This window comes from Ruminococcus sp. SR1/5 (genome assembly GCF_000209835.1).
Lineage (GTDB): Bacteria > Bacillota > Clostridia > Lachnospirales > Lachnospiraceae > Blautia_A > Blautia_A fusiformis.
Genome location: NC_021014.1, coordinates 1,228,947 through 1,249,171, shown reverse-complemented (window position 1 = coordinate 1,249,171; position 20,225 = coordinate 1,228,947). Strand labels below are relative to the sequence as shown.

At 50.0% G+C, this 20,225-nt stretch carries 25 protein-coding genes; all 25 read right to left on the bottom strand.

Features of this window, described 5'->3' with window-relative positions:
- Nucleotides 1-119 precede the first annotated feature (119 nt).
- The 25 genes from CK1_RS06510 to CK1_RS06390 all read right to left on the bottom strand — a co-directional run bounded on the left by CK1_RS06510 (nucleotide 120) and on the right by CK1_RS06390 (nucleotide 20,224).
- The gene (locus CK1_RS06510) at nucleotides 120-320 is read right to left on the bottom strand and encodes a hypothetical protein (RefSeq protein ID WP_015525476.1); all 201 of its coding nucleotides are present in this window, start codon (nucleotides 318-320) and stop codon (nucleotides 120-122) included.
- Nucleotides 321-322: 2 nt separating this feature from the next.
- Entirely contained in the window at nucleotides 323-1,276 is a 954-nt protein-coding gene (locus CK1_RS06505) for an ADP-ribosylglycohydrolase family protein (protein WP_015525475.1), read from the bottom strand.
- A 12-nt stretch (nucleotides 1,277-1,288) separates the two neighbouring features.
- Complete coding sequence (locus CK1_RS06500) at nucleotides 1,289-1,471, bottom strand: hypothetical protein (RefSeq protein ID WP_015525474.1); 183 nt, start codon at nucleotides 1,469-1,471, stop codon at nucleotides 1,289-1,291.
- Nucleotides 1,472-1,485: 14 nt separating this feature from the next.
- The gene (locus CK1_RS06495) at nucleotides 1,486-2,079 is read right to left on the bottom strand and encodes a hypothetical protein (RefSeq protein ID WP_015525473.1); all 594 of its coding nucleotides are present in this window, start codon (nucleotides 2,077-2,079) and stop codon (nucleotides 1,486-1,488) included.
- Nucleotides 2,080-2,109: 30 nt separating this feature from the next.
- Nucleotides 2,110-2,352 carry a hypothetical protein gene (locus tag CK1_RS06490; protein ID WP_015525472.1) on the bottom strand — a complete coding sequence of 81 codons (243 nt, stop codon included), beginning with the start codon at nucleotides 2,350-2,352 and terminating at the stop codon, nucleotides 2,110-2,112.
- Nucleotides 2,353-2,372: 20 nt separating this feature from the next.
- The gene (locus tag CK1_RS06485; RefSeq protein WP_015525471.1) at nucleotides 2,373-2,702 is read right to left on the bottom strand and encodes a hypothetical protein; all 330 of its coding nucleotides are present in this window, start codon (nucleotides 2,700-2,702) and stop codon (nucleotides 2,373-2,375) included.
- 293 nt (nucleotides 2,703-2,995) lie between these two features.
- Nucleotides 2,996-4,462, bottom strand: a complete 1,467-nt coding sequence (locus tag CK1_RS06480) for a glucosaminidase domain-containing protein (RefSeq protein WP_015525470.1) — start codon at nucleotides 4,460-4,462, stop codon at nucleotides 2,996-2,998.
- Between the two features lie 29 nt (nucleotides 4,463-4,491).
- Nucleotides 4,492-4,788 carry a hypothetical protein gene (locus CK1_RS06475; RefSeq protein ID WP_015525469.1) on the bottom strand — a complete coding sequence of 99 codons (297 nt, stop codon included), beginning with the start codon at nucleotides 4,786-4,788 and terminating at the stop codon, nucleotides 4,492-4,494.
- Between the two features lie 40 nt (nucleotides 4,789-4,828).
- On the bottom strand, nucleotides 4,829-5,239 hold the full coding sequence (locus tag CK1_RS06470; RefSeq protein ID WP_306288813.1) for a hypothetical protein: 411 nt from the start codon (nucleotides 5,237-5,239) through the stop codon (nucleotides 4,829-4,831).
- 10 nt (nucleotides 5,240-5,249) lie between these two features.
- Nucleotides 5,250-5,642 carry a hypothetical protein gene (locus tag CK1_RS06465; RefSeq protein ID WP_015525467.1) on the bottom strand — a complete coding sequence of 131 codons (393 nt, stop codon included), beginning with the start codon at nucleotides 5,640-5,642 and terminating at the stop codon, nucleotides 5,250-5,252.
- Nucleotides 5,642-5,890 carry a hypothetical protein gene (locus CK1_RS06460; protein WP_015525466.1) on the bottom strand — a complete coding sequence of 83 codons (249 nt, stop codon included), beginning with the start codon at nucleotides 5,888-5,890 and terminating at the stop codon, nucleotides 5,642-5,644. The genes CK1_RS06465 and CK1_RS06460 overlap by 1 nt, the downstream gene beginning before the upstream one ends.
- Nucleotides 5,887-6,057 (bottom strand): hypothetical protein, encoded by a 171-nt coding sequence (locus tag CK1_RS06455; RefSeq protein ID WP_015525465.1) that lies wholly within the window; start codon nucleotides 6,055-6,057, stop codon nucleotides 5,887-5,889. Before CK1_RS06455 ends, CK1_RS06460 begins: the two co-directional genes overlap by 4 nt.
- Nucleotides 6,038-7,147, bottom strand: a complete 1,110-nt coding sequence (locus tag CK1_RS06450) for a reverse transcriptase/maturase family protein (RefSeq protein WP_015525464.1) — start codon at nucleotides 7,145-7,147, stop codon at nucleotides 6,038-6,040. The genes CK1_RS06455 and CK1_RS06450 overlap by 20 nt, the downstream gene beginning before the upstream one ends.
- Before the next feature lie 405 nt (nucleotides 7,148-7,552).
- Complete coding sequence (gene avd, locus CK1_RS06445) at nucleotides 7,553-7,924, bottom strand: diversity-generating retroelement protein Avd (protein WP_015525463.1); 372 nt, start codon at nucleotides 7,922-7,924, stop codon at nucleotides 7,553-7,555.
- A 53-nt stretch (nucleotides 7,925-7,977) separates the two neighbouring features.
- Nucleotides 7,978-9,078 carry an SUMF1/EgtB/PvdO family nonheme iron enzyme gene (locus tag CK1_RS06440; RefSeq protein WP_015525462.1) on the bottom strand — a complete coding sequence of 367 codons (1,101 nt, stop codon included), beginning with the start codon at nucleotides 9,076-9,078 and terminating at the stop codon, nucleotides 7,978-7,980.
- A gap of 2 nt (nucleotides 9,079-9,080) precedes the next feature.
- A complete protein-coding gene (locus CK1_RS06435; protein ID WP_015525461.1) occupies nucleotides 9,081-9,446 on the bottom strand; it encodes a hypothetical protein in 366 nt (121 codons plus the stop codon).
- Nucleotides 9,443-9,982: a hypothetical protein gene (locus CK1_RS06430; RefSeq protein ID WP_015525460.1), complete on the bottom strand. Its 540-nt coding sequence runs from the start codon at nucleotides 9,980-9,982 to the stop codon at nucleotides 9,443-9,445. The genes CK1_RS06435 and CK1_RS06430 overlap by 4 nt, the downstream gene beginning before the upstream one ends.
- An 18-nt stretch (nucleotides 9,983-10,000) precedes the next feature.
- Complete coding sequence (locus tag CK1_RS06425) at nucleotides 10,001-10,306, bottom strand: hypothetical protein (RefSeq protein ID WP_015525459.1); 306 nt, start codon at nucleotides 10,304-10,306, stop codon at nucleotides 10,001-10,003.
- Between the two features lie 14 nt (nucleotides 10,307-10,320).
- Complete coding sequence (locus CK1_RS06420; protein ID WP_015525458.1) at nucleotides 10,321-11,097, bottom strand: putative phage tail protein; 777 nt, start codon at nucleotides 11,095-11,097, stop codon at nucleotides 10,321-10,323.
- Entirely contained in the window at nucleotides 11,097-12,224 is a 1,128-nt protein-coding gene (locus CK1_RS06415) for a baseplate J/gp47 family protein (protein WP_306288812.1), read from the bottom strand. Before CK1_RS06415 ends, CK1_RS06420 begins: the two co-directional genes overlap by 1 nt.
- Before the next feature lie 13 nt (nucleotides 12,225-12,237).
- Nucleotides 12,238-12,681 (bottom strand): DUF2634 domain-containing protein, encoded by a 444-nt coding sequence (locus CK1_RS06410; protein ID WP_015525457.1) that lies wholly within the window; start codon nucleotides 12,679-12,681, stop codon nucleotides 12,238-12,240.
- Between the two features lie 9 nt (nucleotides 12,682-12,690).
- The gene (locus CK1_RS06405) at nucleotides 12,691-13,002 is read right to left on the bottom strand and encodes a hypothetical protein (protein WP_306288811.1); all 312 of its coding nucleotides are present in this window, start codon (nucleotides 13,000-13,002) and stop codon (nucleotides 12,691-12,693) included.
- Between the two features lie 57 nt (nucleotides 13,003-13,059).
- Nucleotides 13,060-14,301, bottom strand: a complete 1,242-nt coding sequence (locus CK1_RS06400) for an XkdQ/YqbQ family protein (protein ID WP_306288810.1) — start codon at nucleotides 14,299-14,301, stop codon at nucleotides 13,060-13,062.
- 15 nt (nucleotides 14,302-14,316) lie between these two features.
- Nucleotides 14,317-14,916, bottom strand: a complete 600-nt coding sequence (locus CK1_RS06395; protein WP_306288809.1) for a LysM peptidoglycan-binding domain-containing protein — start codon at nucleotides 14,914-14,916, stop codon at nucleotides 14,317-14,319.
- A 52-nt stretch (nucleotides 14,917-14,968) separates the two neighbouring features.
- A complete protein-coding gene (locus tag CK1_RS06390; RefSeq protein WP_306288808.1) occupies nucleotides 14,969-20,224 on the bottom strand; it encodes a phage tail tape measure protein in 5,256 nt (1,751 codons plus the stop codon).
- Nucleotide 20,225 lies beyond the last annotated feature (1 nt).

The following is a 20,225-nucleotide window of genomic DNA, read 5'->3' as shown; positions in this document are numbered from 1 at the left end:
AACAACGTTTTAGCGGCTGCTGTTTTTATATGTTTCATACACGTTTTTATTGTTTTTATTATTTATATTATTTATGGTTTTTCTGGCTCTCAAAATTTCCGGTACAATTTTGGTACACATCATTCTGTTTGCCCTCTTCCCAGCTTTTCCAAATACAAGGCGGCTGCCTCCTCGTAAAAATCAGAGCGGCTGTATGCTTTTCCCTCTTGCTGGCGCCTTTCTTCCACGTACTCGTCAATAGCGTCAAGCCGATCAAGTGGTGTGTGGACTGTAATGGGTACCCGGCGCGAGGTTCCCTTTAATTTCCTACCGTATGCCATCTTTATGCCTCCATGTGGTTTTTCGCTGCGTCGCCTGTCAAGCTGATCAGCGTGCTCTTTGTGCCGCTGTCCAGTACCATACGCCACCGGAGCGGAATCTTTTCATATCCATACAGGGCACCGGCCAGCCCGCCGGTAATAGCTGCGATTGTGTCTGCGTCTCCTCCCAGGTTTGCAGCTTTAACAACGGCCGCCTCAAAGTTCTTTGTACTTCTCAGGCAGTGCAGGGCGCAATGTAAAGAGTCAACCACAAAGCCGCTAGGGTTCAGGTTTGCCGGCTCTGCCTTTCGGCTGTATCGTGTTCCCCTTGTAATGTCGTTCAGGCCGTTGCATAGTTTTTGCACCGTATCTGCATGGTGCATGATTAAATAGTATATCATTTTTGTATAAAGCTGGCAAGCCTCCGCGCTCAGGTCGTCCCAGTGCGTCAGGCGTCCGATTCTGTCCGCAACCTCTACGGCTCTGCTTTCGTCTGTATAGTACAGGCCAGGGTACACGGTACGCATCAGGGCGCCATTGCCTGCGCTTCTGTTTCCGTTCTGCTGGGCTGTCAGCTGCGCTGCCTGCTCCCATAACTCATAAGGTGCCAGGCCCTTGCAATCTTTCAGATCTGGCCGTCTCAGCATCATCTGCAGGGCGTTTGTGATCGCACTGCGGCAGGTTCCACCGATATCTTTCGGGCCGCCCATAGCCCACTCTGCAAAATGCTTGCCCGCCCATGGTTCCGGATTATCTGGGTGCATTGCTACGCCCAGGGCTGCTGCAATCGTCATTTGCGTGTCGTCGGTAACTTCTCCCGGCTTTACGCTCAACCATCCGCCGCCGATCATTTCTTTCACGGTACCGTGCTTGTGCTGGATTTCCTTTGCGTTCATAAATTCCAGCGGGGCGCCCAGTGCGTCCCCTACTGCTACACCAAATAATGCGCCGCCGATTTTGTTTGCTAAATTCGTCATAACTTTGCCCTCCTATGCGATTCTTTCAAATTCAAAAATACCAATGCTTGCAATAAAAGCCTTTGTTGTCCGGAGTCCGGTGTTTACCTGCTGGCCGTTAATGTACTGGCGCAAATAGTAGCCGCCTACCATCTTCACGACCTCCCATGTTTTCTTACTGTTGTACCGGTCCCGGTACCATTCTCTTTTTACCATACCGCCCTCCTCAATCAATAATACCGTTGCAGTTCTCCGTTAATCAGTTCCCACTGCCATCCCATGCAATCAAACCGGATATAATTATAATCACTTGAACAGTATACTGGTTTGCGTTCCCACGTTCCGCTCTCGCGCAATCGTCTGTACTTGTTTACCTCGTAACTACTTGCCTTGTCCAGTATGAGTATATTTTCCGGTGCAAATCCACACTCTGTATACAAAAACTTTTCTGCTTCCTGAACTGTAAGGCATGTACCTATTTTAGCAAGTTCTTCATAGTCCTCCTGGCTCATTCCTGTGCCAGCGTTTTCTGCGGGTTTCCATTCAAGCTCACGATCCAACTGTTCGCGCATTTTTTCAACCATAATCTGTGCGCCTTTCATTTGCTCTTGCCAAACTCTGCGCTCTTCCAGAATCTGTTTTTCCAGATCTGCAATTTTTTCTGCCCGCTGGCGTGTCAATCGCTGGATTCCTCCGTCCTTAACCCATGCCTTGCAAAATTCATCCTTTGAGCCATCAAAACTGTAATATTTTTCTTCAATGGCTGCGTATTCCGTGGCCGTCGGCTCAAATCCCGTGCGGTCAACAAATTCTCTAATCATCATAATAGCATACCCCTTTCCGGATCCGGCAGCTTACGCTGCCAGCTCCTGCACATACTCCATACCCTCAAAGCTACAAAAGCCGCCAGCATCCAAAATGCTCTGCAGTGCTCTCTTGCCACCGCATAGGATATACGGTATTAAAATACCAAACTCGTCACGGTCTGCACTAAAGGCAACCCAACCTTTGCCCGGTTCGTACAGCGCCCAACCTGTTACCACGCGGCTGATTTTCTTGGTTCCAAAATGTGTATTTCTTAATCTTTTAATCTGCATATCTCATGCCCTCCACTTTCTTATAATCTGGTATACATCCATGTTATCTGCGTAAACAGTTCCTGCAGCATATCGCAATATACATTGTCAAACTCTGCAACCTCAACAACTTTATCAGGTACCCATTCAAAAGTTTTCTTGTTCAGGTGGCCTGGTGTGTACTTATAAAAGTGCATCCGGTATGTGTCTGTTGCCTCGTCAAGGGTAACTGTCAGGCGGTTTGCCTTGCTGTGGTTCTTTGCAAGTGTCATTCTCAGGCTGTTTCCGTCTGCCAGGTAATTCTTTGAACCTGTCATTGCTGTAAATCTCTGGCCGCCTAACTGCTGTAAAATCGTTTCTGCTACACTCATTTTTGTTTACCTCCGTATCTCTTTCAACTGTCTATATTATAAACCAATGGTGGTTTATAATCCATAGACCGAATAGACAAACTTTAGTGTAGTGAAGTGTACGAAAAGGATACAGAATAGACAACGGTTTTCGGGCACAAAAAAAGAGGGTGGTTTTCTCAGTTTCAGGCGTTGGCCTGTCCCCTTGAAAACCCCCTCTTCGGCGCATTTTACACTATATTTTTATTTCTGTAAATCCCGGAATAACAGACAAAAAGTCTTGCCGAAAAGATACAGAATAGACAACGGGCTTATTATACCCGTTTTACATAGTCCAGACTGATCCAGCCGGCTCCGGATTTCAGGCGGCCCCACTTGGTCGCTCCCGTTCCGTTCGCTTCCTCAACAATGGTATAGGTTCCTACTGGAATATACTGTGTTTTGGCGTAGCCGGTTCCTGGGCCTGTCCGGATGTTCAGGTCCGTAATTTCAACGCGCACCTGGTACGGCTGGAATGCTGCCGCCGGATAAACCTGCTTGCCGTTCCAGTCGAACACCTTATAACCTTTGTTCTGATCAGCGCACGCTTTGGCGTTGTCATAATTCTCAAAGGCTCCTTTCTGGCTTGCTGCATCCGCCCAGGTCTTGCGGACTCTGTAATATTTCTTTGCAGTAGTTGGCTGTGCCGGTGTTGCTGGTGTGGCTACTGCACCGCTGCCGATTCTCTTTTTAAAGTCGTTCCATGCGCTTTCAGATCCGCTTGCGGAGTTCCATCCGTACACGCCAGGGCATAACTTGCCGTTTACATCAAAATGGCGGATGACTCTGGAAGCCGGTACCCCGTACAGCTTCATGAGGTACTTGGTCAGTTCCACTGCACTGTCAATGGTTGCCTGCTCAAAATACCAGTCTTTGCTGTTGGCGTTCTTGTTTCCTTTGTTTCTTACGCACATTTCAATGGACACGCTGTTGGCGTTTCTGGCCACGCCGTACAGGCTGCCGCCATAGCTGGACTGTTTTCCGCCGCCTACGGCCCAGCAGTAACGGGCTTTCGGGTTCGGGTTATACTGCCACTTTTCGCCCTCAAAGCCGACATAAAAATCAGCGCTGGCCTGTGTCGTGCTGCGCTGATTGTAATAGTCAATATTGTTCTTTGCGGTACCTGTTGCACCTACATAGTGGATAACAATATACTCAATTTCTCCGCTACGTGGGCTTGTGTTGTGTGTTCCGAAGTTCGGGTTCTGGTTAATTTTCAAATTGCTCACTCCTCCCTTTGCTGCCTGGTCGTATTTCGTCAAATTATATTTGCTGATAATACTCAGGACTTTGTTTACATACCTTGTATCTGTTGCATATCCGCCTGCCTTAATGATTCCGATAGCTTTCGCTGGATCCATTTCTCCTTTCAGGCCTGCATAACGCTGTTTGCTGCCATTCATGGCGCCCAGTAAATATGCGCTGTGGTCCGCCACACTGTCGGCAGCGCTCGCATATTTCCGGAAATCTGCTGTAATTGTGTAGGCGTTCCCGTTCGCGTCCTCTTCTCCGGTCTGCTTCCGGTACTTGCTTACGCCGTCCCAGGTACTTCCTGGCCAGGTATTCCCGGATAAGCTGCATTTCATCCCGAAAAAGTTGTTTGCATTTCTGGCCAGCTCTGTGCTGCCGTAACCGGATTCCAGGATTGCCTGCGCCGTTGTTACTGAAGCCAGCACGCCACTTTTTGCCATGTCTGCCTGCGCCAGTGGCCCCATAAAGCTGATAAATTTCTGCTCTGTCATGTACGTCCCTCCCATAGGAAAAGGCGACCTTACCGGCCGCCCTGTGTGTTGTTATCTGTTCTTTTCAGCTGTGCAATGGCCTGAATTACTTTGTCATACCCGACCATGGAAGCAAGCCAGGACAACAGTACAAGTGCAATTAAATATACGGCCATCTTGTCGTTGATCTGCGTCTCCGTCAGAATCAGGTACCCGGCACCTACCAGGGTGGACAGCACTACGGCCACACCGCCGGCCAGAAAATTAGAGTGGTACTTCACTGTCATTTCGTCCAGCAGCTTCTTAATGCCCTCAGTAAACAGCCCTGTAAAAATAGATACGATCATCAATCCCAGTAAAAAATTTCTAAAGTCATGTTTTTGCTCCTTATCCGATACCCTCTCCGGTATCTGTGTTGTTTTCTGGCTCCATTCCGGCCAGATCGTCAGTTTCTGCCTGCCTTATGTTCATGTCGTACACAATGCCGCCCTTGGTGTTTTCCTTTGCGGATTTCTGCGCATACGCCCAAAATACTCCAAACATGGCCGCTGGTACACCGATCAGTGCGTACAGCGCCGACAAGTCGAAGCGCATCCACATAACAACCTCTGCATAGATTACTATTTCAATGCAAAGGGCGTATACAACCGCCATCATAGCTTTACCCCAGGCCGGTTTCTTCCTGGTGTGTCTCAGTCCCAGCTCGCGCTCTCGGTCACGCACCCGCTGCCTCAGCCGCTGCTCCTCCGCTATCTGGTCAAGTTCTTTCATGCGCTTCTCATATTTAACTTTGTTCATTGGTACCATCTCACTTTCTGCTACCCATTAGCTCTGCGATTTTGGCATCTTCGTGCATTGGAATGACTTCCAGCGCCCTCATTTCCGGCTGCACACAACTGTGCATGTGCCCGTTTCCGCCGGCATTTTCATATTCTTCAAACATAGACCAAAAAGCGTCCGCTTCCATTTCGCTCCATGCGCGAAGAGGGTTTTTTTCTGCACTTGTAAAATACCTGTGCGATTGTAAAAGCCTATCGCGAAGTTTGCTGCGTTCTCGGCTGGTACTTTCTTCTTCTATTTTTTCCAGCTGCTTCTGATGCCTCTCCATGCCGTCTTTCAGCTCTGCGATGCTTTTATTAAATTGCTGCTGGATTTCAATGCTTTGCTCATGCCATTTTGGATACATGTTTACCTGGTTCATTACTTCTTTGAACTGCTCGTTTTTTCCTTTTCATGGATTGCCTTATCAGAAAAATATTTTTCTACTTTTCTGTAACACAACCATAGGAATACAAGCGCTGCAATTAAAGTAATGGCCCAGCCTATACTGTAATCTCCCAGCAGTTTAATTAAATACTCCATTTTTGTATTCCTTTCCGCCTCGTTTTTTGTAAAATAAAAGAACCGGCCAGGGCCAGCTCTGCGGTCAATTCTTTTTATGGGTTTCATTCTTCTATGCCTCTTTGCAGGTCTGCCGCCTGCTGCATCATTGCCAGTTCTTCCTCTTCAATCATACTGTGCTGCAATAATGCGGCCGCCAGGCGGTCAATAACATTCCTTTGCAGCTGTATAATTTCCGACTGGGTTTCCAGTACCTCAGCAATACATTGCTTCATAGTCAAGTGCTCCTATTCCTCCCGTTTCACTCACGTTTATGATCTGCTCCTCTCCATTATCATCCGCATGGGTCAATACAAATTCGTCCAGCAATTTCTCTTTGAATTTCTTACAATCCACATGGCTCAGCATGGCCAGGTAGCTCTGCATGGTTGCGTTTGCCTCTTTGAATGTGATCAGGTTGCCATGGTAGTCCTGGCGCGTTTTCCGGAGAGTTCTCTTCATCCGGAGCGTTGTGCTTTTTCTTAGGATTACATGGTCATTGTAAATAACAAAACCAACAAACTCACAACCAACCCGCACCGGCCGGAGCGCTGTCTTGTTGTTGAAATTTAAGTGCAGCCTCTCCTCTAAAAACTGTGTCATTCTTCTGCCGTATCCTTTCAGGCGTTCCTTGTCATTGTCCAGGATTATAATGTCGTCCATGTACCGGATATACCGTTTTATCCCCAGTACCCTCTTGCAAAACTGGTCAAGTGGATCCAGATACATATTACCCAACATATGGGACAGGCCGCCGCCGATAGGTATTCCTAAATCATACAGCATTTGCTCCTCGGTAATTGTCAGCTGGTTTGCATCCAGCGGCATACCAAACGGAACCGCATCATTGTTTATGTAATACCCTAACAAGTCAACGGTTCGCGGATCATCTATCTTTTTCCTGCAAATATCCATAAGTATTTCATGGTCAATGCGGTAAAAGAATTTTGCAACATCAAACTTGTAATAATACCATTCAGTTCCGGACGTCCTGGTTTCTCGCATCCAGGTATAAAGCTGTTCCATGGCTGCCAGCTGTCCGCGTCCCTTTACGCACGCATAGGTATGTTCTATGAACGTCCGGCATATTTTAGGATTCAGCACGTCATATATTGCCCGCTGCACCACTTTGGACCAGTAGTCAATAAATATAACTTTCCGCACCTTTGGCACGTATACATAAAAGCTGTGATATTCGACTTTTGGTACCTTTCCAGCCCTCAACAGAGTGCTTATTTCTTCCAGGTTTCCCTCTCTGTTGTCGTAAAATCTCAGCCTCTCCGTGTTCTCCCTTTTGCCCTTTGATACGTGGGTATCTGCGACCATTAGTGTGTGAAATGAGGTTATTTCATAATATACGTTTCTAATTGTCATATTTTTTTACAGTGGTGCAGGTTTCGCTGTATTCTACTTCCGGATGGGCCAGCGGCTCCGCTTTCGCAAAACATAACCCACGCACAAGGGACTCCCCTTGGTGCCATCACTGCTGTTTTCCTTTTTCGCTCATTGTAAAGCGCGGGGATGAGATCCTTTATCCCCCTGCACTGCCAGGGCGTCCGTGGGCGCTCCTGTATCTGGCGTATGGGGGTAGAGCGGAGCGCCAGCCGATGTTCACGTTCACGTTGCCGCGGTTCGTCCAGTTGCCGTTACTGTAACCGACACCCGCGTTCGTGCCGTTGCCATAGTTGCCACCGGAGTTGAACAAGCGCTATATCCCATTCCCTACGTTATTTATTTTTTAACGCTCGCCATCCATCCGCCGAGCATTCTGCCTATCTCGTTTACCTGTTCGCTCCACTGCTTATATTTCTTGAAATCAATATATTTCAGCCGGTATGAAAGGCGAACGTATTTTCTCAGCTTGTCAATTTCCACGTCCAGCTCCTGCAAAGTAGTCTTTTTATAATACTTTTTATTCGCTTCAATGGTTCTTTCCATTGCTTGGTCCATACACCGCTTTATGTCTGCCGCTAAAACAAATCTTTCATACTTTGGATACGCATTTAGTACCGGATAAGCGTATAACATCATATCTTCAATTTTTCCTAAAATCAGGAGGGGATCTCTGTCCCCGTCCCGATTTTCAATTTGCACCTCTTCCATGTTCCTCCTGCATCCAGTTGGCCTTATCGGTCCGCTATCGCGTCCCTATCAGATTACAGGCCAACAGATTCCAGATCCACATAAGCGGAGCGCCAGCCGATGCCCGCGCTCACGTAGCCGCGGCTCGTCCAGACGCCGCTACTGTAACCGACACCCGCGTTCGCGCCGTAGCCATAGTTGCCACCGGAGTAGAACAAGCGCTCGTCCGCCACGTTATTGAACCACAATCTGTCGTCGTCATAATCAGAGGCTTTTGCTCCGTCCACTGGCAGTAAACCGTATGCTCTCAGCACTGCCTTTGCAGCGTCGGAAATGTCTGCGGAACAAGTTAAAGCTCCCAGCGCGCAACTAAAGTTCTCAGAGGTCTTTGTAATGGTTTTACACCACTGGGCGCCGCCAGTTCCTGTTGCGTCAATCTTAATACTGTTCGCGGTTGTTCCGTTTCCATCCGGAGTAATAAATGCACCGGTGGTTGCGTCAATGGCTTTCCATGCGGTACTTGTCGCTGTCTGCGGGTTGTCGCTGTTGGCGCCGTTATTGTTTTCAAGTAACTGCAGCTCTCCTTTTACGGTGCGGAGCGCTCCGGTCCACTCAGAAACATTTCCGTTCAGGTCCCAAATTCCATCAGGCTGTTTATTGTGTGACCAGGTCAGCGGGCCGGTACCGGTTAAAACATGGTAAATTTTTCCTGCATCTGTTCCGCTTCCATAGGTCGCCGGAATAGCCTGCTGCAGCGTCTCTCTGCTGTCCTTGCCATAGTTATTGTTTCCCCATGGCTGGAAGCCGTTCTTTTTACACCAGAGCATAATTGCGGCCCACTCTGCCTTAGTCATCATGTGCCAGCCTTTTCCCTTAGATTCACAATATCCTCTGGCAGTGTCCCAGGTAATATTTACAGTCGGATCCTGGCCAGGCAGGGAGTACGCACGGCCATTATTTACAATGTTCTGGTATTTACTGATCCAGATTCCCGGTACCTCTTTACCATTCACGATAAAGGCTGGGTGTGTGCTGTCTCCGGCGCCGTCGATCACGTCGCTCATTTTGAACTTAGGCACGTAAACCATAACGGACGGGATTCCCTTGTCGTCATAAATCAGCTTGTTATTAGGTGCTGCCATTTTCAGGGCAAATTCTGCTAAATCGTACTGCATACTTATTCCTCCTCGTCATCATCAGCGGCAACCGGATTTTCCAGTCCCCACAATGTCACTGTAACCTGGCTCATGTCCAGCGGTTTTGCCACCGGGGCTGTGCCGCCCTCTTCCTGGCCCTCTGCTGCCGGTTGCTGCTCCTCGTATTCCTTTGCCGGGATATCAACCTCAGCGACATAAAAAAGGCCGTCGCCGGTTCCCATGGTCAGGTCTCCGTCTGCGTCCATACAGATATCTTTGTGCACTGGCCAGTCTTTCTGGTACTTGTTGCACTTAATTGTCAGCATGTCGTCAAAACACAAATTGTAGCCTTTTTCTGTGTACGGGATTTTCTCCCCCGCGTTCTTTTCAATAACCTTTACACTCATGCGTACATACCTCCTCTAACTTTGTATTTAATCTTTACACTCTTAGCGCTTCCCTCGAATTTCAGTTTGAAGCCGTTCAGCTGCTTGTCATATACGATCACATCCCCAACCTGGCCACCTGTTACCTCTACGACCTCAATATCAAGGTCATAGTTCATGGTTTTGCGGACCGTCTTTAATGCAACCGTGCTGCCGCTGTTATTAAAGCCGAAAAATACCTTGTTGGTATTGTTCAGGGTAACGGTGCCGGTCTCTGCCGAAAACTCAGCGTCGTGGTGATCCAGCCGCTCGTCAACCTCCTTTTCTCGTGCCTCAACATAGTGCATTTGATACTGCATAAAAATTGCAGCGGCCACATGGGCGTCATGGATTCCGTTTTCCATATGGTTGAAATTGGTTGCGCTCTGCGGGGTTCCCTGCTGCATCACGGTACCTGGGGACGGCTCATGTTCTACTGTGCCGTCAGAGTTCTGCGTCTCTTTGTACCGGTATGGGTACTGGACAACCTCGTCTTTCCATGGTGTCATACCATACATAGGTCTTTGCCTCCTCTCTTATACCTCTGTAATTTCAATAGTAAAACGGTAAAACACACCCTCTTGCGTGCTCTTTCGAGTAATGTTCTCCGTTTTTGTCAGCCACAACTTGCCGCTGCGGTTGTACAGCTGCACCTCTGCGATTTTTACGGTGCCGCTCATGGTGGGATCTATTGTAAAATCAATAGCCACCTTGCCCGTGCTGTCCACGTAAATGTCTGTAATTTCCGCCCTGTAATAGCTGCTGTTAATCTTATACATGGCGTGGGAAACTGTCTTTTTCACATGGTCCTTAAAGCCGTTCATGGCGTCTGCTGTCAGCATGTGCTCCTCCTTTCTTAGAGCCGTGTAGCTCCGCAAATTTTATACACAATACCGGCGGATTCTCCGGTAATGCGAGCATTTACTCCTGGGGCGGTCATTTCTCCGATTGTGCTTACATCCGGATAGGTTCCTGCCCGTTTCTCTTCTCCTGGCGTCGGGTATGTGAACGCCTGGCCTGTTGCTTGTGGCGCAACGTCAACCTCTAAAGGCTGCAGTGCTCCTGGCCGGTTCACATCCGGCCGGGTTCCGGCTATAATGTGCCGGAAAGAAAAATTCATACCTGCGGGCCGCACTTGCAGGCGAACAGGTGTTTCAAAAACAATCCTCACATGCTTCTGGGACTGCTTAACCTTGTAAATTTCTTCTGCAACAGCGGCCAGGTCAACATTGCTGCTGCCTGGCCGGATAATAACTTCGTATGTGTGCGGTGCTACGTTTTCATAGATTTCAACCTCCCGCCCGGAAATTTCTGCAACCAGGGCTGCAATACGGTACGGATTCATAGGGCGTTTTGTGTTGCGCTTCTGCACAATCGGGCGCCGTCTTTCTTCTAGGCTCTTGCCCTCGTTTCCTGTGATTCCGTAACGTTCTTCCCACCAGGGGAGTGACCAGGTTGCTGTTTCCGGAAATGCCTGGTTTTTCATATCTTCCACTGTCTCGCGTGCAAGTTCCATGGATGCCGCCATGACCTGGAAAATCCATTTGCCAACATAGGAGCGGTCATAGATCGGGCTTATCATGCTCAGCATGTCTTTTGCAGTTTCCCTTGTAGGGAAGTTTTCCAGATCCATCACTCAGCCCCCTTTGCTTCAACATTTTCTGTATACGGATATTCGTCATTTTCAATGCGAATATTGTCCGTGCTGCCATTGATCAGCAGGTCTGTAAAGTCCTCGACGCCTGGCGTTTCGGTCAGCAATGCGTGCACTTTTATGTACTTCACTGCTCCATCATCCGCCACGGTTTTATAATAGCTTTCCAACTGCTTTTTAAATCCGGATATAACGGTGCTCAGTTCAAACCCATCTGCCACCGTAACCGTAAAGGAATACGATATGTTTACCAGGTCCGGCGCTGCTACCGTCAGGATTGTGTTTGGCGGCGCCAGTCGGTCTGCGGGGTTGTCTGGAGCCATAATATAATTGTAAACTGCATCCAGCAGGGTCTTGTTCGCACCCTCGCCGTTCTGGTCAAGGCATACAATTTTTACTGTTTCCGGCCCGTTCCATTCCGGGATAACAATCGCGTCCCCGATTCCGTCTACTGCCTTAGCCCACCGTTTATAATCGGCATTGTTGCCTATATAACTGGTTTCCTCCGAGGCGTCTGCTTCCAGGATTCTTTCTCTTAAATCGTCGTCACTTTCTTCCTCGGTTCCTCCGGTGGCTTTTTCTTTGTTCGTAACCGTCTGGATTCCCTCAACTGGTTCCGACATTAAAACAATAGCGCCGGCATTTACGTTTGACTGCTTTCCGTCAAGTAACGCACGCACCAGCACGGTACCTTTTCCCTCTTCGTTCAATATGCAGCTTTCAACTGCCGCAAATTCAATGGACGGCTGATCGTTCTTGGCTTCTGTCGCAAAAACAGTGCCGGCCGGTACTATGGTGCCCGGTTCGCCTGTCAGTGTCAGCACCGCTTCTGCATAAGTGGACGCTTTTCTCTTTGTCTGTGATCCAGCTGCCAGGTAGTCCAAAAAGCTGCCACTGCTCCACTGTGGGAACATCAGTTTTATTGCTTCCGGAATATAAAACTGCAATAGCTCTGCTGCGATCAGTGCTGTGGGCCTTGTAAAATCCCACGGGAAGCCGCCCTCAGTCTTGTCAATGTCATTCGGAAGCTCGTCCATCATTCTTGCGTGGATCGTGTCCGCGTCACAATCCTCCAAAAATTCAGGTACAATAAAATCACTTGCCAACTCTCTCACCTCCTTACAGCTGTATGCTCAGTGTTTCATCTTCCTCCCACGGGTACCCTTTTACTGTAAAACTGCAGTATGTTTCGTCTCCCTCATGGGTAAACTCAAAGTCTCGGACGTACTCGGTTGCCGGATGCACCAGCAGCGCCTCTGTGATCGTCCTTTCAATTTCGCTTTCACGGGATTCCCTGTCCGGTATCTCGGCCAGTTCGTCAAACTCCGTGCCTATATCGTCACTGTATGCCAGGCAGCTCAGCCGCTCCGTGCTGGCAACTTTCAGGCACCACTGCATATATGCCTCCCTGCCTGCGCTGGTGATCATCCTGCCTGCTCCATCCCGTAAAAAATCGCCCGTTTCAAAATCAAAATAAACGGACGGATAATATCTTTCATCATATTCCGGGTTGTCTGGTATCTCAGGCAAGTCAAACACCGGAAAAAGCTGATTTTCTGCCATATTTGCCTCCTAACTTACCACATCAATAACAACCGCCTCATTTTGCACCCAGGCAACCAGAACGCGGTCCCCCGGCTTGATCTGCGGTGGTTTGGCCGTATGCGTATGACTTCCGTTGCCTCCCTCATGTCCTCCATGGGAACCTCCGGAAATCGTGTACGCCAGGCCTCCCACAAGCCTGCACACATGGTATTCACTGCGCGGTATCGGTATGGGGAAAGTATTTGTTAAAAGGCTCATGTCCTTGTTAATGCTGCCAAAATCCAGCACCAGGTCACGCTCTGCCTTTCCGGCCACTTTCTCTGCTCGGTTTGATATCACGCGGGCCAGTTTGCTCAGGCCTGGACTGCCTTTATTCTCTGCCATATCTGTCTCCTATCAATCAAAGCTGCCATCATCAACCCAACCATAAACATGCGTTTCAGACCAATTCTCATATACCAGGTGCCACGGGTGCGCTTTTCCGCTGCCGTTTGCGATTGTAATCTTCGCGCGGCCTGCTGATACGTTGTAGCCCTTGGCTCCAGGATAAGAGCTAATATAGTGCTTGCCGCCGTGGAAGTTCACAACGTCGCCCACTTTATAGGTCTTTTTCTTCGTTTCCGTTTTCTTCTTGGCTGTCGTATCTGCTTTTTCTACCTGCATAGTCATTTTCCCGCTGTCAGCGTCGTGCTGCACGCTCTTGACAATGTAAAAGCCATTCAGCGCACCGACCGCCAGGTGTACCATGTCGCCCTTGCGTACCGGCGGGGTGTCGGGTGCTTGCACGGTTGCTGTTTCTTTCGGTTTCCCGTTTTCGTCCAGCATGTCCTGTGCCGTTTCCTGGGCTTCCGACAGGTTATCACTGCTGGCATGGTTTACAATTCGTTGGAAGATTCCGTACTCCGTTTTTCCGTTCTTGACTGCCTCAACCTTTGGCAATCCGTCTGTTTTTTCAGAGGATACAATCTTCACACGGGTAACAAGGTTTGCAATGCTTACTTTGTGCTTGCTGGACACGCTGTTGTTGCCCTCAAAGTGATAAATATCTTTGTTGCCTCCTACGGCCACAATAGAAACTTTGTTCTCTGTGCTCCGCACAATCGCCTTGCCTCCGCCTTTTTTCTTGGCTTCGTCCAGGATCCCGCGCACCACGTCACCCAGGTATGAATTTTTATACAAAATCTTTGAGTGACTTACATCCGGGCCGCTGTAGCTGCTCAGGGTAATGCCCCAGCTCTTGAAAACTTCTGTCAGTGCGCTCTTGGTGCCCTTTCCGGCAGCAAAATAAATGTTGTCCTGGGACCGCTGCATACTGTACAGGTTGTCATAAGCAACCACGTTGAAAACCTCGTCAGCTTTCGTTGTGCTGCGCTCACATTCTGTTACATTTCCCATGGCCACAATACCCTTGCCGCTGCCCCAGTACGCTTTTATTGCCACCACGCACCCGATCTTTATCAGGGAGGACAGTCTGGAGCCGTTATACTTGGCGTTGTATAACTCAAAGGTTATTTTCATGGCCAGTTCGTCCTCTTCCTCCTCCCATCCCAGGCCCTCAACCGCCTGGGTAATGTTCAGCTGCACTTTCTTTTCCGTGATCGCAATCACGTCATAGTGCACTTTGCTTACTTCGATCACTCAGCTGCACCTCCCTTACTTGGCCGGTATGGTCAGCTTTTGGCCTGGGTATATCAGATTCGGATTCTTTATCTTGTCCCTGTTCAGGTTGTAAATTTCCGTGTATCTGGAGCCTTTACCCAGCAGACGCTGTGCAATCCTCCATAAACAATCCCCGGATTTTACCGTGTAGGTGGTCGTCTTTTTGCCTGTTTTTGGCTGCGTCTTTTTGGGCGACGGTCTGGTTGGCGTCTTTATTTTCAACTCGCTGGTGGTATAGATATTTATCTCTCTGGCAATAATCAGCTTAATGTCATAGAAAAAATCTCCGGAACCACCTTTGTATTTCCCTTTAAAGCTGGAAACATAAACGCTGTAATTTATGCAGGTACCAGTGCACAAAAGCGTGCACTTTGTACCTTTGTCCCGGTACTTTTCCAGGTTCTTGATCAGTGTGTCGGGCTTGGTATACTTTCTTACCAGTCTGTTTTTCTTCCGCACTGCCCCTGGAAACATCCCGGACCATGAAATTTCTTTCGTTCCTTGTCCGCGGGGGAGCTTTACGTCCCCCAGCGAAATAATGCTGTACGTCATAAACTTGGCGTCAGCGCCCATTGTTATAGTCTCCGGCAGCATAGGAAACTGTATTCTGCTGCCGCCGGACGGTGTCAGGTAAATATCCATATCCCTATGCCTCCTGTACAAGCGGCATGTTTGCAAAAATCTTGCTCATGCGCTCTGCGATCTCGTCTCCCAGGTCGTCTGCCATTTCGCGGATCCGGTTCTTCATAACTTCAAAAACCTTTTCCTCGTCCATGTTTCCGCCCTCGATCTTAATAACCGGACTCATGTCCACGTTAATCTCAAAGTTGTTATTGCCCTGCTGTCCCTGCACTGCTGCATTGACAGAAACGGCTTTCTTGCCCTCGGATTCCTCTTCGCTACTATCCCCCGACATTTCCTGGCCGGTTACGCTCCACACGCTCTTGCTTTCGTCCTGCGGCTGTGCCTGCAACGGTAAAATGGTATTGCTGGCCAGTTCTTCGCCGCCAGGTCCTACAATTCCGCCGTTTGCGTGAGCTGCAATTTCTCCGTTGCTGTCCAGCACGCCCAGGTCCTCGCCTGCCCGCTGCCACAACGCAATGCCGCGGCCGCGTCTGCCCGGTACCGTCGGGATAACATACTCTTTGCCCTCTTCTCCTAACCAGGATAATTCTGCGCCATGCAGACCCACCTCTCCACCGTTCGCGTGTCCGGCAATGGATACGGAAACCGTTGATCCGCTGCTGTGCGTGCTCAGTGAAGCACTTGGGTTCGTGATATGGTAATCAACTGTTACATTTACAGAAGCCCTTGCAGAATAAGGGGAGTTAAAAGCTGCTTGCAGCTCACTTCCTACCTGGCTGTAAACTGCTGCTATATTGTCGCTGGCTTTCTCGATTGTCACATCCGTGCTGCCATTGGTCTGCATAGTGTTGGAAAATGTATTATCAAGTTCCGCCTGTGCAGATGTGGCTGCCGGCGTTGCATCCGTGCTGCCTGCTTCTACGGTTAAATTGGTGGTCATTGTGGTGTCTGTGGTGCTGGTTTCGCCGCTCAGGGCTGCCTGTGCAGCCTGTTCCACTGGCGTTGTGTCCGTGGATCCGGCTGTCGTGGTCACGTTTACCTGCTTCTCAACAGTCGTGTCCTCACTGCCGCTTGCCGCGCTCTGCTCCACTGCTGCCTCAATGCCACTTGTGTCTACCTGTACCAGATCGGACGGTATAGTTACCGTTGCCCCGGATTGTACCTGTATGCCGGCGCCGCTCAGGGTTCCGGTTTCCATTCCCAGGGCGGCCTCTATCTGCGCCATGGCTGTCTCAGAATCAACCTCAACGTTTGCCAGGTCCACCTTTACGCCGTCAGCAGTAACAGAAAACTCTGCGCCCTCTGCAGTCAGTGCGGACATAGCCTGGTCAATAGCTGTTTTGGCTGCGTCTCCGTCAACCTCTGCAGTCAGGTTATCCATGGAAATTTTCAGCTCGTCGCCTGCGTGGATAATATACGGGCTTTCAATGCCGTTTTCCTCAGCTATTGTCTGCCAGTCAATTCCCAGGGCGTTGCCGATTTCCCATAAGCAATCCCCAGCCTTTACCTTGATGGTTGCGCCCTCTGCGGTCACGTCCTCGGTTTCGGCCAGGTCGCCCAGCTTTTCGTTTAAACTGGAAACCCATGCGTCTTTGTCAATGTCCACGCCGTCAACTTCCGCTTTCAGATCTCCCAGTTCCACCGGTTCGTCTGTAACCGAAGCTGTTGCACGCTTCCAGGCTGCGGAAAATTCCTCGCCCAGCTGCCCGTTGGCATCCATCTGGCTTACTGCATCAATCAGGGCTTTGTCCCCGGAATCTGCAATGCTCTTGGCGTATACGTCCCAGGCTGCGCTTGTGTCGCCGGAAGCAGCACCGATGGCCATAGTCTCGTTAAACTTGTCCATGATCTGTTTTGGCACATCCTGGCCAACCTTTACATATTCGTCCACCAGGCTGCGCATGGAGTCTGCATCTGGTTTCATGGCTTCCCACACCTTTTCAAGTGCGTTCTGGTCGCCGCTCTGTAAGAATTTCCAACCGCCACCCTGCTGTGCGTAATCTGCACCGAACATGTTCAAGTGATCATACAGGCTCTGCATGTCTTGGTTGTTCAGGTAATTCTTTAAATAATCAACCTCATTTCCCATACTTTTCTTTGTCTTTCCCTGGTTTGTTGCGATCAGGTCGCCATAAGTGCCGCCCAGGGTGTTGTTTTCAAAGTCCAGACTAGTCATGAGGTCATTTGCCTTTTGGTTTCTAATTGCCTGGCTGGCCAGGTCTTTGTAATGCTCATTCTGCCGCTTTGTAATTCGTCCAGAAGCCTCCGCGGCATTTAAGTAGGAGTAAAACTCCGTTGCCAGCGCCTGGGTTTCCTCTGCTGCGGTTTCACGCTGATCAGACAAGGCCTCCACTACCGAAGTAAAGGAGTCAGCTGTCAACTCTTTGCCGCTCAGGCTGCCGTATTCCTGGTTGATCCAGTCAAGCTGCGCCTGCGCTTCCGCCTGCTTCCATTTGCTGGTTATGCTGTTCATTTTATCCTGTAAAGCTGCCACTGCCTGCGCTTCGTCAACGTCAATAATGCCGTCCTGCAGCGCTTCCTCCACGGCCGTTTTCAGGTCATTGGATAGGTTGGTCAGTTCCAGGTGGTCTGCTCGCGCCCATTCCTCAATACTGCTTGCCAGGCTTTCGCCCTCCTCAGTACCTCCCAGGAATGTCTGCACGCTTATATGGGCCGCAAATGTCCGGCTTTCAAGCTCGGAAATTTTGCTTTCCACAAAGGTTGTTACATTGTCCTTATAGGACTGCTGCTCGTCAGCGGTCAGCTCAATGCCGACGCTGCTTTTCCATGTCAGTGCCTGGTTTGCTTGCAGTGCTTCCTCTGCTTTCTTTCTCAGTTCGTCGGCGTTCTTAAATTCATTGATCGCCATCTCAACATTTACCAGGTACTTTGCATTTAAGATTCCGGAAGCTGCTTCCTCTGCCTGCTTCGCGCTCAGCTCAATACTGCCAAAATGGTTCGCCAGGCTGTTGCTGATCTGCTTCTCGTTATAGTTATCTATGGCTACACCGATAGCAACCACGGCTGCTGTAATTGCTGCCGCTGCAATACCGACCTTTCCAGCCATAGGAATCATGGACCCCAGGTCGCTCACAAAGGCGCCAACCGTCGGAGCCGTCTGTGCTGCCAAACCTATGTTTTTAATGGCTCCGCCAATAGGGGACAAGGCTTTCACTATACTGCCCGCTCCGCCAATCAGGGATGTTGCTCCCTTGGCGATCAGTCCAGCGCTCAGCCATGAAGTCAGACCGGCCTGTTCGCCGCCCGGCATAATCTTTGCAGCTTCTCCAAACAGGCTACTCAGCCCTTTTGACAACAGGTGCTTGCCCTTACTGCCGGCCCATTTTGTAAATGGCTCTGCGATCAGTGTGTCCCATGCAATATCAACCTTTCCAAACAGGTCTGCGTTCTGCCATTCCTGGGAGTTGGTCATACCGCTCACGGTTCTCTTGATTCCCTCAGCTTTGCCGTCAACAAAGTCCATCAAATTTGTAAGTGCTGCTGTTGCTGCCGGTGTTGCGTCTGTAATCGCGTCCACAACTCCACGGATGTACGGTGTCAGCCTCTTGCCGAAACTGTTCTGTACGCCCTCAACAGCGGACTGCATAAGTGTCATGGAACCCTCTAGGTTATCCAGCATAGTGTCTGACATGTCCTGCGCTGCTCCGTCCGCATTATAAATTGCGTTGCTCAGCTTGTTATAATCCTCCTCGGAAGCATTGATGATCGCCAACATGCCGGCCATGGCCTCTTTTCCGAAAATAGTGGAAGCTGCTGCTGTCTGTTCAGTCTCAGAAAGTCCTCCCAGGCTGCCGCGCAAGTTATCCATAACACCTTTCAGGGTTTTCATGTTTCCAGAGCTATCTGTTAGGCTTATACCATACTCTTTCATAGCCGTTGCCATGCTGTCAGTAGGTGCTGCCATATTTGCCAGGGAAGTCTTTAAGGCTGTACCGGCCATACTTCCCTTGATGGAACTATTGGCCATAAGTCCCAGTGCCAGGGATGTATCTTCAACGCTGTACTTCATTGCTCCCGCCACTGGCGCAACGTATTTGAACGATTCTCCCAACATACCAACGTTTGTGTTTGCGCTGGCGCTGGCTTTTGCCAGTACATCCGCAAAATGTCCGGAATCGCTTGCCTTTAGACCGAATGCCGTGAGCGCGTCGGTTACAATATCGGAAGTGGATCCCAGGTTCTCGCCGCTGGCTGCTGCCAGGTTCATAATACCGGAAATACCGGAGATCATCTGTTTCGGCTGCCAGCCCGCCATTGCCATGTAATTAAATGCCTCAGCTGCCTCTGTCGCTGTAAACTTGGTCGTTGCTCCCATTTCCTGGGCTTTTGCTGTCAGGTCCTCAAACGCCTGCCCTGTTGCTCCGGAAATAGCCCCGACCTGGCTCATCATGCTTTCAAAGTTTTTGTAAGTGTTTACCGTATCGCCCAGACCTACACTGATACCCAGTGCCGCGCCTGCCTGTGTCAGCGGGTTCTTTGCAGCGTTTATTATTGCCGTCAGAGGTGCCGTTGCTGCATCCACAACGCTCACTGTTGCTGTCCAGACGCTACCGTCCCAGGCTGCTGCTTTATCCCGCACGCTATCAATAACCGGGCTTGCGTTGTCGTCCGCTCCCAGCTGTGCGGATCCGGAACTTCCAGAAAAATTCTCAACAGCGTCCTCCGCTGCTCTTACGATCGGAGTGGCGTTATCATCCGCCCCCAGCTCCGCTGTGGCGCTCATGCCGTCCAGCATTTCCGTGGCATCCTCCGCCGCTCGTATTGCCTGGGTGGCGTTGTCGTCTGCTGTTAGCTCTACGGTTGCCACATCCCCATCCAGGGACGCCAGCGCGTCGCCCGCGTCCCTTATCTCCATGGTGGCGCTATCGTCCGCGCTTAGCCCCACAACCGCCTCATTGCCATTCAAGGCGGTCAGCGAGTCGCCCACGTCGTCAATAATTCCGGTTGCGTTATTGTCTGCTCCCACTTCAACGTCCGAGGCGGTGCCGTCCAGGGCTGCTGCCTGGTCTGTCACGTCGCTCAATGTCTCTGTGGCTGCATTATTCACTCCTACGTCAACGCTTGGGCTTACGCCGTCCAGGGATTCTGCCTGGTCAGATACCCGGCTCAGTCCCTGGCTTGCGTTGTCGTCTAGCTCAATGTCAATATTGTGTGCTCTTTCCAACCGATCAAGGCGGCGCTGTGTGCGGTCCCACGCACGTTCAAACGCCGTCAGGTTTCTTGTGGCCGACTGCACACCAGCACCGGTGCGGTCAACCGCTTCTATCGGAATTTCAATAGTTAATGTTTCGGCCACT

Excerpts from the sequence above, each read along its gene's own strand:
- CK1_RS06435 (WP_015525461.1), bottom strand. The coding sequence starts at position 9,446 with ATGAGTGTAAAGGTTATTGAAAAGAACGCGGGGGAGAAAATCCCGTAC.
- CK1_RS06465 (WP_015525467.1), bottom strand. The coding sequence starts at position 5,642 with ATGAACCAGGTAAACATGTATCCAAAATGGCATGAGCAAAGCATTGAA.
- CK1_RS06460 (WP_015525466.1), bottom strand. The coding sequence starts at position 5,890 with ATGAAACCCATAAAAAGAATTGACCGCAGAGCTGGCCCTGGCCGGTTC.
- CK1_RS06490 (WP_015525472.1), bottom strand. The coding sequence starts at position 2,352 with ATGCAGATTAAAAGATTAAGAAATACACATTTTGGAACCAAGAAAATC.
- CK1_RS06420 (WP_015525458.1), bottom strand. The coding sequence starts at position 11,097 with ATGGATCTGGAAAACTTCCCTACAAGGGAAACTGCAAAAGACATGCTG.
- CK1_RS06480 (WP_015525470.1), bottom strand. The coding sequence starts at position 4,462 with ATGACAGAGCAGAAATTTATCAGCTTTATGGGGCCACTGGCGCAGGCA.
- avd (WP_015525463.1), bottom strand. The coding sequence starts at position 7,924 with ATGGAAGAGGTGCAAATTGAAAATCGGGACGGGGACAGAGATCCCCTC.
- CK1_RS06495 (WP_015525473.1), bottom strand. The coding sequence starts at position 2,079 with ATGATGATTAGAGAATTTGTTGACCGCACGGGATTTGAGCCGACGGCC.
- CK1_RS06510 (WP_015525476.1), bottom strand. The coding sequence starts at position 320 with ATGGCATACGGTAGGAAATTAAAGGGAACCTCGCGCCGGGTACCCATT.
- CK1_RS06485 (WP_015525471.1), bottom strand. The coding sequence starts at position 2,702 with ATGAGTGTAGCAGAAACGATTTTACAGCAGTTAGGCGGCCAGAGATTT.
- CK1_RS06425 (WP_015525459.1), bottom strand. The coding sequence starts at position 10,306 with ATGCTGACAGCAGACGCCATGAACGGCTTTAAGGACCATGTGAAAAAG.
- CK1_RS06430 (WP_015525460.1), bottom strand. The coding sequence starts at position 9,982 with ATGTATGGTATGACACCATGGAAAGACGAGGTTGTCCAGTACCCATAC.
- CK1_RS06475 (WP_015525469.1), bottom strand. The coding sequence starts at position 4,788 with ATGATCGTATCTATTTTTACAGGGCTGTTTACTGAGGGCATTAAGAAG.
- CK1_RS06500 (WP_015525474.1), bottom strand. The coding sequence starts at position 1,471 with ATGGTAAAAAGAGAATGGTACCGGGACCGGTACAACAGTAAGAAAACA.
- CK1_RS06440 (WP_015525462.1), bottom strand. The coding sequence starts at position 9,078 with ATGCAGTACGATTTAGCAGAATTTGCCCTGAAAATGGCAGCACCTAAT.
- CK1_RS06410 (WP_015525457.1), bottom strand. The coding sequence starts at position 12,681 with ATGGCAGAAAATCAGCTTTTTCCGGTGTTTGACTTGCCTGAGATACCA.
- CK1_RS06505 (WP_015525475.1), bottom strand. The coding sequence starts at position 1,276 with ATGACGAATTTAGCAAACAAAATCGGCGGCGCATTATTTGGTGTAGCA.
- CK1_RS06450 (WP_015525464.1), bottom strand. The coding sequence starts at position 7,147 with ATGGTCGCAGATACCCACGTATCAAAGGGCAAAAGGGAGAACACGGAG.
- CK1_RS06455 (WP_015525465.1), bottom strand. The coding sequence starts at position 6,057 with ATGAAGCAATGTATTGCTGAGGTACTGGAAACCCAGTCGGAAATTATA.
- CK1_RS06470 (WP_306288813.1), bottom strand. The coding sequence starts at position 5,239 with ATGAACAAAGTTAAATATGAGAAGCGCATGAAAGAACTTGACCAGATA.
- CK1_RS06395 (WP_306288809.1), bottom strand. The coding sequence starts at position 14,916 with ATGCTGCCGGAGACTATAACAATGGGCGCTGACGCCAAGTTTATGACG.